Annotated in this window: 13 protein-coding genes, 3 pseudogenes and 1 other annotated feature; of the genes and pseudogenes, 4 read left to right on the top strand and 12 right to left on the bottom strand. The window is 38.4% G+C overall.

Features of this window, described 5'->3' with window-relative positions; genetic code table 11:
• Positions 1-8: 8 nt before the first annotated feature.
• Both A5816_RS13345 and opp3b read right to left on the bottom strand, forming a co-directional pair.
• On the bottom strand, positions 9-1,052 hold the full coding sequence (locus A5816_RS13345; RefSeq protein WP_002293574.1) for an ABC transporter permease: 1,044 nt from the start codon (positions 1,050-1,052) through the stop codon (positions 9-11).
• On the bottom strand, positions 1,053-1,994 hold the full coding sequence (opp3b, locus tag A5816_RS13340; protein WP_002325415.1) for an oligopeptide ABC transporter permease: 942 nt from the start codon (positions 1,992-1,994) through the stop codon (positions 1,053-1,055).
• An 83-nt stretch (positions 1,995-2,077) separates the two neighbouring features.
• Between opp3b and A5816_RS13335 the strand changes: the two genes are divergently transcribed.
• A complete protein-coding gene (locus A5816_RS13335; protein WP_002293992.1) occupies positions 2,078-2,425 on the top strand; it encodes a DUF3899 domain-containing protein in 348 nt (115 codons plus the stop codon).
• Between the two features lie 69 nt (positions 2,426-2,494).
• Here the strand turns inward: A5816_RS13335 and A5816_RS13330 are convergent, their stop codons facing one another.
• Positions 2,495-4,156, bottom strand: a complete 1,662-nt coding sequence (locus tag A5816_RS13330; RefSeq protein WP_086311514.1) for a peptide ABC transporter substrate-binding protein — start codon at positions 4,154-4,156, stop codon at positions 2,495-2,497.
• Between the two features lie 193 nt (positions 4,157-4,349).
• Between A5816_RS13330 and A5816_RS16670 the strand changes: the two are divergent.
• Positions 4,350-4,442 (top strand): annotated as a pseudogene (locus tag A5816_RS16670) (ribonuclease P); the annotation flags it as partial.
• A gap of 260 nt (positions 4,443-4,702) precedes the next feature.
• On the opposite strand, the gene aac(6') reads toward A5816_RS16670, so the two are convergent.
• On the bottom strand, positions 4,703-5,251 hold the full coding sequence (aac(6'), locus tag A5816_RS13315; RefSeq protein WP_002293989.1) for an aminoglycoside N-acetyltransferase AAC(6')-Ii: 549 nt from the start codon (positions 5,249-5,251) through the stop codon (positions 4,703-4,705).
• A gap of 552 nt (positions 5,252-5,803) precedes the next feature.
• Between aac(6') and A5816_RS13310 the strand changes: the two are divergent.
• Positions 5,804-6,906, top strand: a pseudogene (locus tag A5816_RS13310) (iron-containing alcohol dehydrogenase family protein).
• Here A5816_RS13310 and A5816_RS16665 read toward each other — a convergent pair.
• From A5816_RS16665 to A5816_RS13275, 7 genes and pseudogenes are all read right to left on the bottom strand, one after another.
• Positions 6,903-7,110, bottom strand: a pseudogene (locus A5816_RS16665) (hypothetical protein). The pseudogenes A5816_RS13310 and A5816_RS16665 overlap by 4 nt on opposite strands.
• A complete protein-coding gene (rlmN, locus tag A5816_RS13300) occupies positions 7,100-8,167 on the bottom strand; it encodes a 23S rRNA (adenine(2503)-C(2))-methyltransferase RlmN (RefSeq protein WP_002293564.1) in 1,068 nt (355 codons plus the stop codon). The pseudogene A5816_RS16665 and the gene rlmN overlap by 11 nt, the downstream one beginning before the upstream one ends.
• Before the next feature lie 232 nt (positions 8,168-8,399).
• The gene (locus tag A5816_RS13295) at positions 8,400-10,847 is read right to left on the bottom strand and encodes a DNA translocase FtsK (RefSeq protein ID WP_086311513.1); all 2,448 of its coding nucleotides are present in this window, start codon (positions 10,845-10,847) and stop codon (positions 8,400-8,402) included.
• A 188-nt stretch (positions 10,848-11,035) separates the two neighbouring features.
• Positions 11,036-12,472, bottom strand: coding sequence for a glycoside hydrolase family 1 protein (locus A5816_RS13290; RefSeq protein WP_002373954.1), 1,437 nt, complete (start codon positions 12,470-12,472; stop codon positions 11,036-11,038).
• A 132-nt stretch (positions 12,473-12,604) separates the two neighbouring features.
• Positions 12,605-13,420, bottom strand: coding sequence for an amino acid ABC transporter substrate-binding protein (locus A5816_RS13285; RefSeq protein ID WP_002373955.1), 816 nt, complete (start codon positions 13,418-13,420; stop codon positions 12,605-12,607).
• Positions 13,421-13,437: 17 nt separating this feature from the next.
• Complete coding sequence (locus A5816_RS13280) at positions 13,438-14,073, bottom strand: amino acid ABC transporter ATP-binding protein (protein ID WP_002293345.1); 636 nt, start codon at positions 14,071-14,073, stop codon at positions 13,438-13,440.
• An 18-nt stretch (positions 14,074-14,091) separates the two neighbouring features.
• Positions 14,092-14,733 carry an amino acid ABC transporter permease gene (locus A5816_RS13275; RefSeq protein WP_002293344.1) on the bottom strand — a complete coding sequence of 214 codons (642 nt, stop codon included), beginning with the start codon at positions 14,731-14,733 and terminating at the stop codon, positions 14,092-14,094.
• Between the two features lie 44 nt (positions 14,734-14,777).
• Positions 14,778-15,123, bottom strand: a binding site (T-box leader).
• Between the two features lie 89 nt (positions 15,124-15,212).
• Between A5816_RS13275 and A5816_RS13270 the strand changes: the two genes are divergently transcribed.
• Positions 15,213-15,698, top strand: coding sequence for a prolyl-tRNA synthetase associated domain-containing protein (locus A5816_RS13270; RefSeq protein WP_002373961.1), 486 nt, complete (start codon positions 15,213-15,215; stop codon positions 15,696-15,698).
• A 290-nt stretch (positions 15,699-15,988) separates the two neighbouring features.
• Here A5816_RS13270 and A5816_RS13265 read toward each other — a convergent pair.
• On the bottom strand, positions 15,989-16,425 hold a 437-nt coding region (locus tag A5816_RS13265; RefSeq protein ID WP_143354112.1), incomplete at its 5' end, for a Cna B-type domain-containing protein.

Below are 16,425 nucleotides of genomic sequence, written 5' to 3'. Positions count from 1 at the left end.
TCTCGTCCTCACTCTTTCATTTTAGGATCAAAGGCATCACGCAATCCATCAGCAAGTAAGTTAAAGCCAATCATGATAACCGATAAAGTTACTGCCGGAATCCATAATAGATAAGGCAGATACAGGAATGTCTTGTACCCTTCGCTCAACATCGTTCCTAATGAAGCTGACGGAGGCGTAAGACCTAAACCGATAAAACTTAAAAAGGCTTCGAAGAAAATAGCAGATGGGATACTAAACATCATTTGAATAATAATGACACTGGAGATATTCGGCAAAATATGTTTGAATGCAATTTTCATTCTTGATTCACCTAATGTCAATCCAGCTAGAACATATTCTTGATCTTTTAATTTCATTGTTTGTGCACGAACGATACGTGCCATTGGTATCCAGTTTGTGATGGCCATAGCAGCCACGATGGAAAAAATTCCTGGTTCAAAAACGACCAACATCAAAATCATGACAACGAGGTTTGGAATTCCTGACAAGATTTCCAAAAAACGTTGCATCGCATTATCGACACGTCCGCCTAACAAACCAGATATTAACCCGTAAGCTACACCAATCGTTACATCTAGTAATGCAGCAATAAATGCGATCAGCAACGAGATTCTCGTTCCCATAAATAAACGGCTTAATACATCACGGCCCAAACCGTCTGTTCCTAAAAAGAAACTTACGTTTGAAGGAACGTTTGCTTGAGCATATTTATCAACAAGTTCACCGCCGACCATTGCTTTTCCATTCAATCCATCGATATTGATTCCCGGAATACGAGGAGGCAAATTGATATAAGCCACGTTTTGGGCAGTTGGATCATGTGGAGAAACAAAGATCGTGACCACAGAGATCAAAATGATGACCAACAGTAAAAACATTGAAATAACGGCAGCTTTGTTTTTCTTTAAACGGCGCCATGAATCTTGGATAAAATTCAAAGAAGGTGCAGTAATCTGCTCACGTTCTTCTTCGGTATTTTTTTGTAATGGAAGAAACTCATCCGCAGGAATATCTGCGACTGTTTCATAACGCTTGGGTGTCATTTCCATTTATCCTCGGCTCCCTTCTGAAACACGAATTCTTGGATCAACTAGACCGTACAGCAGATCAACGATCAAAATAACAAAAATCAACATAAATGAGTAAAGGATCGTTACAGCCATGATCGTAGGATAATCATTTGTTGTAATCGACTTAACAAATTGTTCACCGATACCAGGAATAGCAAAGATATTTTCTACCACCAGTGATCCGGTCATCAATGCGACAGCCAAGGGTCCTAATAAAGTCATCAATGGGATCAAACTATTTCGAAGACCATGTTTAAAGGCGATTTCCCAACGGCTCAACCCTTTTGCTTTTGCTAATTCCACGTAATCACTATGCAGTACTTCCACCATTTCCGTCCGGATAAATCGAGCAGAATCAGCAAGCGGCGACATGGCCAATGCAATTGTCGGCAAGATCGTGTACACAAAGCCATCCCATTTTGCGATTGGTAAAACTTGTAATTTGATTGCAAAGATATATTGTAGTAAAACAGCAAATACAAAGTTTGGAATGGAACGACCTAATATCGCTACAAGTGTAGAAGATGTATCTGCCCATGTATTTTGCTTCATGGCAGAAATCGTTCCTAAAATCGTTCCTAGGACTGTTCCAAAGATAATTGCCTGTAACCCTAATTGCAAGGATGGTCCGATTCTTCCAGCTAACAAATGTGCGACAGGCTGATTTTTAAATTGGAAGGAAATTCCAAAATCTCCTTGAATCAAATTAGAAAGATAAATCCCATATTGTACGATAACTGGTTTATCCAAACCGACTTGTTTATTTAGCATCTCGATTGTTTCAGGACTCAAACGTTCCTGATTCGTATACGGCGTGCCGGGCAGCAATTGCATCAAGAAAAAGGTGATTGTTGCAATTAACCAAAGCGTGATGATCATGAAAAAGACACGTTTTAATACATATTTGATATAACTATTCACTAATGTTTCCCCCTAGCTTTTGACTTCTGACAGATGTTTCGCTACATTATTAGATAATGAACCAAAAATAAAGGAGCAATCAAATGAAAAAAAAATCTATCCCCTACGCAGTAGCTTTTCTACTGATTCTGGTTATTTTAATAAAAAATCTCATCAACCATTCCTTTACACTCATTCAATTATCTAATGATCTATTCTTATGGTCATTGCCGTTTCTGATTATCGGCGGTTTTTTATGGGTCTTTTCTTCGGGTTTCTTCGATCATTTTCAGCGATCGGTCCATCTTGCACGAACAAGGAACCGAAAGAAAAAACCAGAATTTTCCTCGCTCTCGTCTGCCAGCTACGGTATGTACAGCTTTTGGCTGATCATTGCCGGAATACTAATTGCTCTTTCTGCTATTTTCATGCTTTTTTCTTTGTTAGGATAAGTGAATATGAGAACGAGGTTGCGACATTTGCCGCAGCCTCGTTTTTTCTCATGCTCACGGTATTAACGATTATTCTTCAACGTATGTCCATTTGTAATCCCATGAAGCGCCTGCAGCATGGTGAACGATACCTTTGATTTTTTCATTCACTAGGTGACCTTCTGCTTTTTGGTACACCGGAACGACACCCATATCATCAGAGATGATCTTGATTGCTTTTTGGAAATCATCCCAACGGGCTTGTTCATCGCCAGCATCTGTTGATGAAGCTGCTTTAACTGCTTCGTCATATTCTGCATTGCTCCAGCGACCACGGTTGTATGAATTACCTGTGACAAACAAATCAGTAAAGCTGCTTGGGTCTGCATAGTCAGCAGCCCATCCACCTAGTACTGCGTCAAAATCACCCGAAGTTGAGCGGTCAAGTCGTACAGAGAATGGAACAGGTGTTGGTTTGACTGTTACGCCATCCAAGTTTTCTTGGATTGAGTTTTGAACATATTCGATTACTTTTTTCGATGAATCATCATCAGAAGCCATCAAATCAAATTCTAAAGAATCAACGCCCAATTCTTTTTTCGCTTTTTCCCAATATTCTTTTGCTTTATCTTTGTCATAAGAAACTAATTTTCCAGCTTCTTTTGCAAAGTCTTCGTTCGTTGTTGGACTTTTTACCATATCTGATGGGATCAATCCTGTAGAGACAACTGATCCGTCACCTAGTACTTGTTTTACTAAAGCTTCACGATCGATAGAATAAGAAATAGCTTTTCTTAGGTTCACATTGTTGAATGGTGAATTCTTTTCACGTTGGTTGAATTCGATATAGCTTGTCCGTGCTTCTTTAACAGAAGTATAAGCTGGATCGTTTGCGTTTTGCTGTGCTAATTCACCAGACAAGATCACATCATCTGCTTGGCCATCTTTGAATAAGTTCAACGCAGTAGAAGATTCTTTTACTACACTGACTTTGATTTCAGAAAGTTTTACTGTGTCTTTGTCCCAGTAATGGTCATTTTTCTTATAAGTCCATTCTGTATCTGTTCCTGGTCCATCGAAATCTTCTAATGTGAATGGTCCATTATAAACAGCTTTATCACTTGCAGATGCATAGGCGTCCCCATTTTCTTCCACTACGGATTGTTTTTGTGGGAAAAATGATGGGAAAGCAAGCAGGTATTGGAAATATGGTGTTTGTTTCGTCAATTTGATTTCTAATTCATAGTCGCCAACTGCTTTGATCCCTAGTTCTGATTTATCTTTCTTTCCAGCTGTGATGTCTTCTGCGTTTTCAACTGGCGCATACAGGTAAGCATATTCAGAAGCTGTAGCTGGGTCTACTGTTCGTTGCCAGCCATAAACGTAATCCGCTGCTGTAACAGGATCACCGTTTGACCATTTTGCGTCTTCTCGTAATTTGATTTTGTAAGTTAATCCGTCTTCACTGACTTCTGCCAACTCGCTAGCTCCTGCCGGCTGTGGTTTGCTGTCTTCATCAAGACGGTAGATTCCTTCATAAACGTTATTCAATGCTGTAAAACTGATTGTATCTGTTGCAACTGATAAGTCAGCTGTAGGCATTTCTTGAGGCACGACTAAGTTAAATACGCCTCCTCCATCTGCTGAACCGCTTTTTGCTGAACTACTGCTTGTGGCTGAACTGTCGCCATAACATCCAGCAAGTACAAGGCCGCATACCGCAACCAAACCAAATGTAAATTTCTTTTTCATTTTACGTACCCCTTTATTTGAATTTTCAGAATAATTAATATTTTCTGAAGTTGTTTAAGAGTTTAATGAATAATTATTAAAAAATCAACACTTTTTTTTGTCTTTTTCATAAAATAATGATTTTTTCGTGAGGTTTCAAGGAATTTTTCAGAAAAAATAGCTTTGTACAAGGTTTTCTATTGTCTTTCAGTAGCCATTAAATAATTTTTGTTATATTGTCTATTATTGCCGTACAAAGATAAAAAAGAATAAACAAAAAGGAACTCTGACAAAAGTCTTGTCATAGTTCCTTATCTGAATAAACGGTGTCCAAAAGCTTGCATCTGCGGTAATAAGTCCAACCAAGTTAAAAACATAAAAAGCTGTTTTTACTTGGCTGTTCTTATTACTTGATGCAGGGCAGCTTTTTCACAACCTCTCCACTAAACGGTGTTCAATCAGCTGACCCTCGATATTAGCTCAACGAACGGCAAAATATGAAGAACTATTTTTCCGTTTGTTTCTCTAATACTCAGGTCAGGACGCTGATTTCACAACCTCTTTTTATTATTGAGAATCTGGTCGAGGAATAATCGTTTTTGCCATCCAAATATCCGGTTTGTCCCAGCCATTTGCATTTGGTAAGACACCTACGATTTTATAACCTAATTTTTCATAGAACTCATACGGATGTTCACGAAGGTTCTGGATGGAAGCCACTTTATCAAATGTATGCTCATACAGGTCCGTTTGACTTAACGTTGTTCCATGGTCTAAATCATCCGTACCTAAATAAATCGTTATTCCTCCTCTGGAAGCTACTTCTTTTTCTAAGTAATTGACTAATCGAGTACCTATTTGGTTCTTTCGTCGGGAGCTTTCTACGACTAATGGATGCAATTCCCAACCTGTGATACCGTATTGAGGGATTGCACCAATAAATCCTACTAACTCATCTTGGTCAACTGCTGCTACCGCGATCCGTTCTGGATTCATCATTTCTTCTACTTCTTCTGCCGAGCTGTCTCCATATTCTTCCGGCCAAGTCAGTCTCAGTAAATCAGAAAGCTGATCTTTCAATACTGGATTATTACGGTCAAATTCACTGATTATCATACGTCTTCCCCCTTATTCTTGCTTATTCTAACAGTCCTTTTGAAAAAACGAAATGTTCTCGCTCAAAAATCTTTAGCTACCAATCATTATCCCTATTCTTTCATTATTTACCTTACTTATAAAATAAAAAAATTATACAGAAACACTTTATTCAAAATAGGAAAGATCAGGAAGGCCATCAATTGGAGGGAAAAACTCTGTTTGTTCATCATGATATAGATTATCTTTTGCTTTAAAAAAAACCAATTATGAATTGACAAATGAAACACATTTTTGTAAAATAATCTAAATATTCAGAATTTTTAGATTATTTAAACAAGCAAGAGGAATCGTAGAAAATACTAAGAGGAACAAAAATTCATTATTTTCGTTTTCAATGTTTTTGTACTTATTTTATTTTTAGGATACTTATTGATGATTTCAAGGTGTTCATGCCACCTTATTCATTACTTATCCTGTCTTAGGTTCGCCTCTACTCCATCTACAGCCGCGGTCAGAAAGATCACTCTTTAAAATTTTAACCCGTTTCAACGAAGAAAGAAGGAAAAGAATATGAGTCAAAGTGTTTTCTTACCAAATTATACCATTGGAACAGATGCGTATGAAAAAGCAAATGGAATCGTCAAAGAATATGGGAAAAAAGTAGTGCTGATTGGAGGGAAGACTGCACTTTCAAAGGCAGAAAACAAAATAAAAGCAGCTTTGACTCAGGAAATAGAAGTTATCGCCAGTCTCTGGTACGGGGGTAATTCAACTTATGGAAATATTGAACAGTTGATCCAGCATGAAAGTGTTCAAAAAGCAGACGTCTTGTTTGCAGTCGGCGGTGGCCGTGCTTGTGATACTGTAAAAGTCATTGGTGAAAAACTAGCTAAACCAGTCTTCACCTTCCCCACTATTGGTTCGAACTGTTCGCCCGTCACTGCGGTATGTGTCATCTATAACGAAGAAGGCATAATGGACGGACTCTTCTTTCCTTCAAAACCACCTGTACACACCTTCATTGATACAGCAATTATTGCCGAAGCACCTGATAAATACTTATGGGCAGGTATTGGCGATGCTTTATCCAAAGAAGTCGAATCTACTTTTTCTGCTCGTGGCGATGATTTAGGCTACACGGATAGATTAGGAATCCAAATCGGAAAAATGTGCATTGATCGTCTCTTGACTTATGGTACGCAAGCATTGAAAGATAGTGCCGACAATCGTCCCTCATATGCAATTGAACAAGTCGTTTCGGATATCATTGTTACTACCGGATTGGTTTCTGTTTTAGTTAACAATAACTATAATTCTGCTATGGCACACTCATTCTATTACGGTACGACTGTTCTAGAAAAAATGGAGGGATACCTTCACGGAGCATCTGTCAGTTATGGTGTACTGACCTTATTGATGATGGATCAGCAGTTCGATTTGTTTGATAAAATCTATGTATTTATGAAAAAGAACCAACTTCCAGTATCGTTAACCGACATGAATCTCAATGTCACGACTGATTTAGAAGCAATCTTAGATAAAGCCATGACCACAAATGATATCAACATGTGCCTTATGAAATCACCCGAGAAAAATTTAAACAGGCCATTCTTGACGTAGAAACTTATCATGCTACACAAGAAAGCCAGCAAGGATATAAGAAAATCAGTTAAATAATTGCTAAAACCCCCATCAAGCAGGCTGTCATCAAATTGACGACATTTCTTTGCTTAATGAGGGCTTTTCTTGTCAAAAAACGCTTTATAACTTTCGCTATAGAATCTTTTCACTTATTTAAGTTGAACAGTTCCTTAATTAAGAAAACTGCTCCTTTTATGGTAATTGAAAAAACGAAGTAGGCTACGATTATTTGGCAGCTGTTTTTTTCATTTGCTTGCTTCGCAATTGTCCGCAAGCTGCATCAATATCTGTACCATGTTCTTTACGTATCACACAGTTTACGCCGTTTTTCTTCAATACATCATAAAATCTCAATACATCAGCTTTTGGACTGCGAGAATATTGATCATGTTCACTGACTGGATTATATGGAATCAAGTTGACATATGCTAACTTTTTCTTATCTTTTAATAGATCTGCTAGTTGTTGCGCATGCTCTGGTCTATCATTTACTTGATTCAACATGATATATTCAAACGTGATTCGACGGTTTGTTTTCTCTAAATACTCATCCACAGCTTCCATCAATTTCTCAATTGGGAAACTTCGGTTGATCCGCATGATCGATGTTCGCACCTCATTGTTCGGCGCGTGCAAGGAAATAGCCAGATTGACTTGCAAGCCGTTATTAGCGAATTCCTTGATTTTGTGTGCTAAGCCACTAGTAGAAACTGTAATATGTCGCGCACCAATCGCCAATCCTTTGGCATCATTGATAATATGCAAAAAGTCCATTACATTGTCGTAATTATCAAATGGCTCACCGATTCCCATTACAACGACATGGGAAACACGTTCGCCAAGATTGCGCTCATCAAAATAATGTTGAACCATCATGATCTGCGCAACGATTTCTCCAGCGGTCAAATCACGGTTCTTTTTAAGCAACCCGCTTGCACAAAATGTACAGCCGATATTACATCCTACTTGTGTCGTCACGCAAACGGACAAGCCGTATTCTTGTCTCATTAGTACGGTCTCAATCATATTTTTATCAGGAAGTTCAAACAAATATTTAACTGTACCGTCCGAAGCTTCTTGGACGACCATTTGTTTCAGAGGATTGATGATAAAATGCGCCGATAACTTTTCTATCAATTGCTTTGATAGATTCGTCATTTCTGTGAAGTTACTTACACGTTTTTGATACAACCATTCCCAAACTTGGGCAGCTCGGAATTTTTTCTCACCGTTTTCTATAAACCAATTGATTAATTCTTCATTCGTCAAGCCATAGATGGATTGTTTTTCCAAAGTATTTTCCCTCTTTTTCTCAAAGTTTCGCTACATACTATACATGATTCGTTTAGTTAATGCAATACTTCACAAATAAATCGAATAGAACTTTAATCTCATAAAAATCAAAAAAGACAAGACATCGTACCGTATTAGAAAAGATGGGAAAAAAACCATTTTTCTCTTGGTATCATCATGTCTTGTCTTTTTTATATAGTTATTCGTTTTTCAACCGTTCATCGAACAAGTTTTACATATCATTATCTTCCGGCAGTGGTTCTGATGTTTCCTCTTGCTCAATGAATACTTTCCGAGGCTTACTTCCTTCTGATGGGCCAACAACTCCATGAGCTTCCAGTTCATCTACGAGTCGAGCGGCTCGGTTGTAACCGATTCGAAATCTTCTTTGGAGAAGGGAGATACTTGCTGTTTGCATTTCAACAACAAGTGCTTTTGCTTCCTCAAACAGCTCATCTTGTGGCTGTTCTGGGGCACCTGCCGTTTCAACTTCATCTGTCGGCATCATTTTCTCTTCATAATGAGCTTCTTGCTGATCTGTAACAAATTGAACGACCCGCTCCACTTCATGGTCAGAGATGAATGCTCCTTGCACACGGATAGGTTTATTCTCACCCATTGGCAAGAACAGCATATCTCCTCGCCCTAAGAGCTTTTCTGCTCCATTAGAGTCGATGATCGTCCGAGAATCTGTACCGCTTGATACAGCAAATGCCATTCTGGAAGGTACATTTGCTTTGATGATCCCTGTGATAACATCCACACTTGGACGTTGAGTAGCTAGGATCATGTGGATGCCCGCTGCCCGAGCCATTTGCGCTAAACGAATAATCGCATCTTCGACTTCGTTACTAGCTACCATCATCAAGTCAGCTAATTCATCTACGATTACTACGATGAATGGTAAGGTTGGATGTTTCGTTCCGTTTTCTAAGTTTTTCTGCTGAACAAATTCATTGTAACCAGAAATATTTCTTACACCAGTTGCCGCAAATTTTTCATATCGTTCTTCCATTTCTTGTACTACTTTTTGTAAGGCTTGTGCCGCTTTTCTAGGGTTTGTCACGACCGGCGTCAACAGATGAGGTATCCCGTTGTACATATTTAATTCAACCATTTTCGGATCGATCATCATCAGTTTTACTTCATGGGGCTTAGCACGCATCAATATACTTGTAATGATCCCATTGATTGCTACTGACTTCCCACTACCAGTCGAACCAGCTACAAGTAAGTGAGGCATTTTCGAAAGGTCAGCCGTTTGTACTCGTCCAGAAACATCACGTCCTAAAGGTACTTCCAGTAATTTATCTGGATGGTTTGGCTGAGCTTCGATGATTTCTCTAAAGGAAACCATACTGATCTTTCCATTTGGTACTTCAATACCAATCAGTGATTTACCTGGGATCGGTGCTTCCATCCGAACATCTTTCGCCGCTAAAGCAAGTGCGATATCATCTGTTAAGTTCACGATTTTACTTACTTTTACCCCTACAGCTGGTTGGACTTCGAATTTTGTGACGGATGGGCCTAAACTAGCTTTGACGACCTTAGCATCCACACCGAAACTTTGGAAAGTTTGTTCCAATACACCGATATTTTTTTCGATTTTTTTATACTCATCACTTTGATCCACAGTTGGTATAGAATCAAGCAAGTCAACTGTCGGCAATTCATAATCTTGATTTTCCTGTTCTGCTTCGATCTCAAATTCTAATGAAGTACCGTCATCCTCTGGCAACTCATCAGCAAAACCTTCCGCTGTATTGGTCTGTTTTGGTGTATCTGGTACTGGTTTTTCTAGATTCGCAGGATGGATATTTTCTTGAAAACTGTCAATTGGAACAAAACTTAACTGCTCAGGATCGGCATTTTCTGGTTCCTGCCATTCATCAGGAGTATTTTTCCTTTGCTGGTTCACAGCTTTTTTCTTCTCATATTCTGCAGCTTCTTTTTCTGCTGCTTCTTGTGCCGCTAAGCGTCTTGCTTCTTTCGCTTCTGCACGCTGTTTCATTCTTTCTTCCTTTGCTGCTTGCTTTTGAGCTTGCTTGGCAGGATCACCTTCCAATAATTCCTGTACCCGTTCTCCAATTGATTGGATACCATTCAGCAGCTGGTAGCCTTCCAAATTACTGAACAGGAATGCCCCACCCGCCAGTAATAGAACTGCTGCTAAATAACTTCCAGGCTGTGCAATCAAGAAATAAGTGAAATGATAAAGAATTGCTCCGATCATCCCTCCGCCAACGTTATTATCTACTTGACTTTGTTTTATATCGCTAGCCAATAAGTCCCATGTCGTCCCCATGATATTTGGTTCCCCAGTATGGAGTTTGCCGAATAAATGGGCATGTAGCAATAATAAGATACCGAAATAAAAGAGTATACCGCCAAACCAGCGTCGGTTTTTGCCAATTGAAAACTCTGTATTCTTAATGACAATCCAAAATCCTAATACGGCTAATAAAAGACAGAGGATTTGGTAAGTATTTCCTGCAATGATCCGAAAGCCGTTTGCAATCAATATTCCTAAAAAACCTAATTTTAAAAAGCCGAATACAGCAAATAGAATCAAGGCAAATCCAACACCAATCGTCAGCATTTGTTCTTGCTGCTGTTTTTGCTTTTTCGTTTTTTTCGTCTTTTTCCTTTTCTTAGTAGGCCGTTTCTTTTGTGCCATTTATTATCCCTCATTTCATCAAGTTTCATTATACAAAAAAAAGCAAGGGAACTAAAGTTTTGTTTGAAAGAACTGTCGCTTTCTTTCATTTTTCAGCTTATTTTACAGTTTTTCTTAATTTCTAAATGATTTTATCAAAAAAAGGCACGGCCATATCCAGCCGTACCTTCTTGTTTTAAGTATGTGAACTAAAGGTTCTCTCCATTTTCTTCAATCAGTTTTTGGTACCAGTAATAACTGTCTTTCTTATATCGTTCCAAAGATCCTTCTTGTGTTTCATCTTGATCGACATATACAAATCCATATCGCTTTTGATAACCGTTCAGCCAACTCAGCAAATCTGTATAAGACCATGTACAATAGCCTAATACTTCTGCTCCATCTGAAATTGCTTCTTTGATTGCTTTGACATGGCTTTGTAAGTAATGGATTCGATAGTCGTCATGGATTTGTTTGTCTTCTGTCAACTTGTCATACTCTCCTAAGCCATTTTCCGTAATCAGCACCGGCATGCGGTAACGGCTCGTGATACGACGCAATCCGATCCTTAAGCCTTCTGGGTCGATCTCCCAGTCCCAATTTGTTCGTTCGACAAATGGATTCTCAACTTTTTTATACATTCCAGGAACCCCTGTTTCTTCTGATGAACCTTTTTTCCCAGTCGTATTCATTTTTCCTGCTCCAACCCCATCTAATGGATTGAATGCATTCGTCGCTGTTTGATAGTAATTGATCCCAAGAAAATCTGGCTTGGCCGATTCTAGCAATTCTGCATCGCCCGCTTCAATCGTAGGCGCCCATCCTTTTTCTTCTAAGAATCTCATAGCAGCAATAGGATATTTCCCCCACATGTAGACATCCATCCAATAATTGGCCATCAGATCTTCTGCATTTTCGGCTGCCAGAACATTTTCAGGATTACTGTCGATTGGATAATTTGGTGTATACGCAAAGCTTGGTCCGATTTTCCCAGGCATTTCTAACTCATGGAATTTGTTGATGACAGATGCATTTGCTAGATTTGCGATATGGTTGACTTCATACATTCGTTTTGGATCCGTCACGCCTGGCGGATGTGCTGCTAATAAATAGCCTAATGAAGTAAAGATATTTTGTTCATTCAAACTAATCCAGTAATGGACTTTCCCGCGGAATGCCTCAAATAATGTTTCTGCATAATTAGTGAAATCTTCAATGATCTGACGTGATTCCCAACCATTATATTCATCTTGCAATGCTTGTGGAAGATCCCAATGATACAAAGTCAACATAGGTTCGATACCGTTTTCAATCAGTTCGTCGATCAATCTCTCATAAAAAGCGAGCCCAGCTTGATTGACTTCTCCTCGTCCATTAGGAAAAATCCGTGTCCAAGCTACAGAGAAGCGGTAAGCTTTCAGACCTTGTTCTTTCATTAAAGCAATATCTTCTTTATAACGATGATAGTGGTCTACTGCCAGATCACCGTTTGTTCCTTTAAATGTCTTTCCTGGAATCCGAACAAATCGATCCCAGACTGATTCGCCTTTCCCATCTTCTTGCCAAGCTCCTTCTACTTGATACGCTGCAGAAGCAGAGCCCCACAGAAAATCTTTTGGAAATGAGGTAAGTTCTTTGTGTTCCATTCATCTCTTCCTTTCCTATAACCTTCAATCGTTCCTCTTTTAGAATAACACGAAACCCCTTCCACAACAAAATAAAATTATGTAAAAAAAGCAAAGGTTCTCAGATATACTAAGTCCCTTTGCATCTATTTGTTAATTTCTCGGCGTGACATCTTCACCAAACCATTTATTGGAGATTTTTTGGAATTCCCCTGTTTTTTCTAATCGGTCAAGTGCTTCATTTATCTTCTTCACTAACGTATCATCTGACTTACGCGCGCCAACCGCAAAGTCCTCACTTTCGTAAGAACCTTTTGTCATGTTGAAGTCTTCTAGTTCGTTTCTTTGTTTCAAATAATAGTCCGCATATACTTTATCCATCAGCAAACCATCGATCCGTCCGCTTTTCAGATCAATCAGTGCTTCATTAAAACTATCATACAAAACAGCATCTTGGTTTTTGACAATCTCTTTTAATACTTCTGGTTGTTTCGTAAATACATCATAACCAGATGACCCATTTTGCGCACCTAATCTCTTATTTTTCATTTGCTCAAAGCTTGTGATTCCTGATTCTTTAGGTGTGATCAGCACTTGATCATTTTCCATATAAGGTTTTGTAAACTGCACTTTCTTTTCTCTTGCCGGTGTCTTGGAATAGCCGTTCCAGATCAAATCGATCGTTCCATTGTTCAATTCAAATTCCTTCATCGACCAGTCAATAGGCTGAAAGTCTACCGTAATCCCATATTGTTCAAAGACTGCTTTGGCTAAATCAATATCGAATCCTGTAAGCTTCCCATCTTTATCTCTAAATCCCATAGGAACAAATGTATCGTCCAAACCTATAACGATTTTTTTCTCTTCGTTGATAGCCGCCCAATTATCTGCTGAAGCCTTTTTATTCGAACAGCCTGCAAAAAGAAGAAGACCTACGAGCAAAGCGAATAGAAAACTGATTTTTTTCATCTCTATCTTCTCCTTTCTTAACGAATTGGGGAAACTTTTAATAGTTGATCACCGACATTTTCTGCAAATACGAGATCATGGGTGACAATGATTTGGGTTACCCCGTCTTCTTTCAATGATAGGATCAAACGCTCGACTTGCTGACGCAACTCAGGATCTAAAGCACTCGTTGGTTCATCATAAGCCAATACCCGCGGATTCATGGCCAATGCTCTGGCAATCGCTACACGTTGTTTTTGTCCGCCAGAAAGCTGATAAGGATAGTTATTCAATAAATCGCTAATCCCTAATGAAGCCGCTAATTCTTCTGCTTTTTTGGTGTATTCTTCTTTTGTCTGTTTCAATACCATTTTCGGTGCTAAGGTAATGTTTTCAAAAATATTCAGATGTGGAAATAGCTGGAAGTCTTGGAATACCACTCCTACAACTTGTTCTTTCATTTTAAGCTCGAATGGGTTGAACGGTACACCGTCTAAATAAAATTCTCCGCTGTCAGAACTTTCTAAGCCAGCCAAGATACGTAAAAGCGTGGTTTTACCGCCACCGGAAGGACCTACGATAGCTAATGTTTTCCCATCTGGAATGATTAGATCCAAATCTTTGATTATTTCTTTTTCACCAAATGCTTTGTTCACTTTCTTCAATTCAATCATATTTCTTCCTCCTATCAGTTAGCGGTAATAATTTAATTTTCCTTCAACTTGTTTCATTACGATTGTTAGAATACCAGTCAATGTAAGATAGATGATTGCCACGCCTAGCAAAGGCAGTAAAGTCGCGTCGCGTTCCATCGCGATTTTCCCGGCACGCATTACGTCACCTAAACCTAATATATAGATTAAGGAAGAATCTTTGACCAAGTTGATAACTTCATTACCTACAGAAGGTAAAACAATCTTTGTCACTTGCGGGATGACGATTTTCGTCACCGTTTGAAAGGGACTTAATTGCAAAACTTGCGCTGCTTCATATTGACCTTGAGGAATCGATTGTATCCCTCCACGGAAGATCTCTGCAAAATAAGCTGCATAGTTCAAGATAAAAGCAATGAGCGCTGCTTCGAATCGATCAAAAACGATCCCAATCGTCGGCAAACCATAAAAAACAAAAATCAGCTGTAACAATAGTGGCGTTCCCCGCATGATCCATACATATGTTTGAAGAAAGTAGCGTAGTGGCTTAAAATGCAAGGACAATCCTAGTGCTAAAATAATCCCTAATGGCAACGAGCCAATCAAGGTAAATAAAAATAATTTCAATGTTGTGAGTGCTCCTACTAATAATTGCGGCATAACTTCAATTAAATACTCCATCTTCTTTTCCTCCTTTAAAATAAAAAAATCCTCTTGGCAAATGCCAAGAGGACGTATTATACGTGGTTCCACCTCTGTTTATTTTTTCCTTGCAGAAAAAACCTCACACAGTCGTTGCAAATCAGATGAAAACAAAAAGTCCTTTGATCCGAAGATCAAAGGACGTTAATCACGTGGTTCCACCTTTTTTTACCGGCTCCTCACGGAAAAGCCAGCCTTATCTGGTCATCTAGCAACGACCGCAGCTGTAACGGGCTCCCCGGATTTTCCTACTATACGCTTCAGAAAATCGACTCCAAGATGTGTTTCACGGTTAACTGCTGCCTCTTTCCACCAACCAGAGACTCTCTAAAAACACCTAACTGCTACTCTTCTTTTCGATGTCATTTATTTTAACTTTACGTGTAATTTACATGATTATTTTTCATTTGTCAACTCTTTTTTATGATACACTAATAAAAAAAGGAGTGTGAGGCGCGATGAGTCGTGCAACCGAACAAGAAGCTTATGAACTACTAAAAAAACTGGATATCTCTTTTCAAAAAGTCGATCATCCTGCGATTACGTCAGTCAAAAATGTCCCTTTTTCCCTACCTGGTCCGCAAGTAAAAAATCTATTATTGAAATCAAGAAAAGGAAAACAAATCTATCTTGTCATCTTGCCTGATGAAAAGAACGCCGATTTAAAACAACTAGCTGAACAATTAAAAGAAAAGCGCTTATCTTTTGTTTCTGAAGAACAGCTTCCTGACCTCCTAGGCGTTCCAGCAGGTACAGTGACTCCATTAGCATTGATGCACGACAAAGAGAAAAAAATCCAAGTCGTGATCGATACTGCTATTGATCGTCAAGATACCGTAGGCTTTCATCCAAATATCAATACCACTACGTTGATCATGGATTTTTCCGACTTTGAAAAGATACTTGTTTACTTAGAACATCTGCCAGTTTATGAAAATTTGTAATGATAGAGTAGTTTTCTTATTTCCCAATTCAAGCGTCTTTTTCTTTATTTAGCACAAAATATATCAGAAATTCTTTTAGCCAATCAAACAATGTAACAACTAATATGAACGCTGAAAACTAATACGAGTATTCTTCCATAGTTAGCCAAATCCATATTTATTGATTCTACGAAAAAAGAAGCATATATAAAAATGCTTCTTTTTTCAATTATAAATCGGAATTTTATTCTTTTGATTTCAGTCATATTTAACAAGAAATATTATATTCTGAATAACAAAAATTATTCTAACTAAACTTTTTTATATTTTTGTAAGAATATCCCTGTACAGATAGTTACTATCAATAAACCAATGATTACAGCAAAACTAGATTTTTTACTACTTGTTTTAGGAAGAATGCTTTTTGATTTATTTGTTATCTGTTTAGGTACAGCTCTCTTACTAATATAATTGGTTCTTTGTTCGCTAGATTCTTCTGCATGAGCAAATATTTGCAATTTTTGAGAGAATAGATTTCTAATTTTCTCTCTCTCTGTCTTCTCTGGAAAATTTTTCCACGGTGTTATATGGCTACCTGGTATAGATATATTTGTTTTTTCCGGTGTATAACTGTTTTTAATGTTATACCCGTCAATCGTCGTACTGTATTCGGGCACGTTATCTTCCGTTACTGTATAGATGATTTCTTGACCGTCTTTGTATTTTGGCAGATTTGTGAAACGATAGC

Source organism: Enterococcus sp. 3G1_DIV0629, from assembly GCF_002141285.1.
GTDB classification, from domain to species: Bacteria; Bacillota; Bacilli; order Lactobacillales; family Enterococcaceae; genus Enterococcus_B; species Enterococcus_B lactis.
Note: the sequence above shows the minus strand (reverse complement) of the source record. Positions and strands in the feature narration are given on the sequence as shown.

Bases quoted from the DNA above. Each gene is read 5' to 3' on its own strand.
- A5816_RS13345 (WP_002293574.1), bottom strand. From the start codon at position 1,052: ATGGAAATGACACCCAAGCGTTATGAAACAGTCGCAGATATTCCTGCG.
- A5816_RS13335 (WP_002293992.1), top strand. From the start codon at position 2,078: ATGAAAAAAAAATCTATCCCCTACGCAGTAGCTTTTCTACTGATTCTG.
- A5816_RS13330 (WP_086311514.1), bottom strand. From the start codon at position 4,156: ATGAAAAAGAAATTTACATTTGGTTTGGTTGCGGTATGCGGCCTTGTA.
- A5816_RS13295 (WP_086311513.1), bottom strand. From the start codon at position 10,847: ATGGCACAAAAGAAACGGCCTACTAAGAAAAGGAAAAAGACGAAAAAA.
- A5816_RS13290 (WP_002373954.1), bottom strand. From the start codon at position 12,472: ATGGAACACAAAGAACTTACCTCATTTCCAAAAGATTTTCTGTGGGGC.
- A5816_RS13285 (WP_002373955.1), bottom strand. From the start codon at position 13,420: ATGAAAAAAATCAGTTTTCTATTCGCTTTGCTCGTAGGTCTTCTTCTT.
- A5816_RS13280 (WP_002293345.1), bottom strand. From the start codon at position 14,073: ATGATTGAATTGAAGAAAGTGAACAAAGCATTTGGTGAAAAAGAAATA.
- A5816_RS13275 (WP_002293344.1), bottom strand. From the start codon at position 14,733: ATGGAGTATTTAATTGAAGTTATGCCGCAATTATTAGTAGGAGCACTC.
- A5816_RS13270 (WP_002373961.1), top strand. From the start codon at position 15,213: ATGAGTCGTGCAACCGAACAAGAAGCTTATGAACTACTAAAAAAACTG.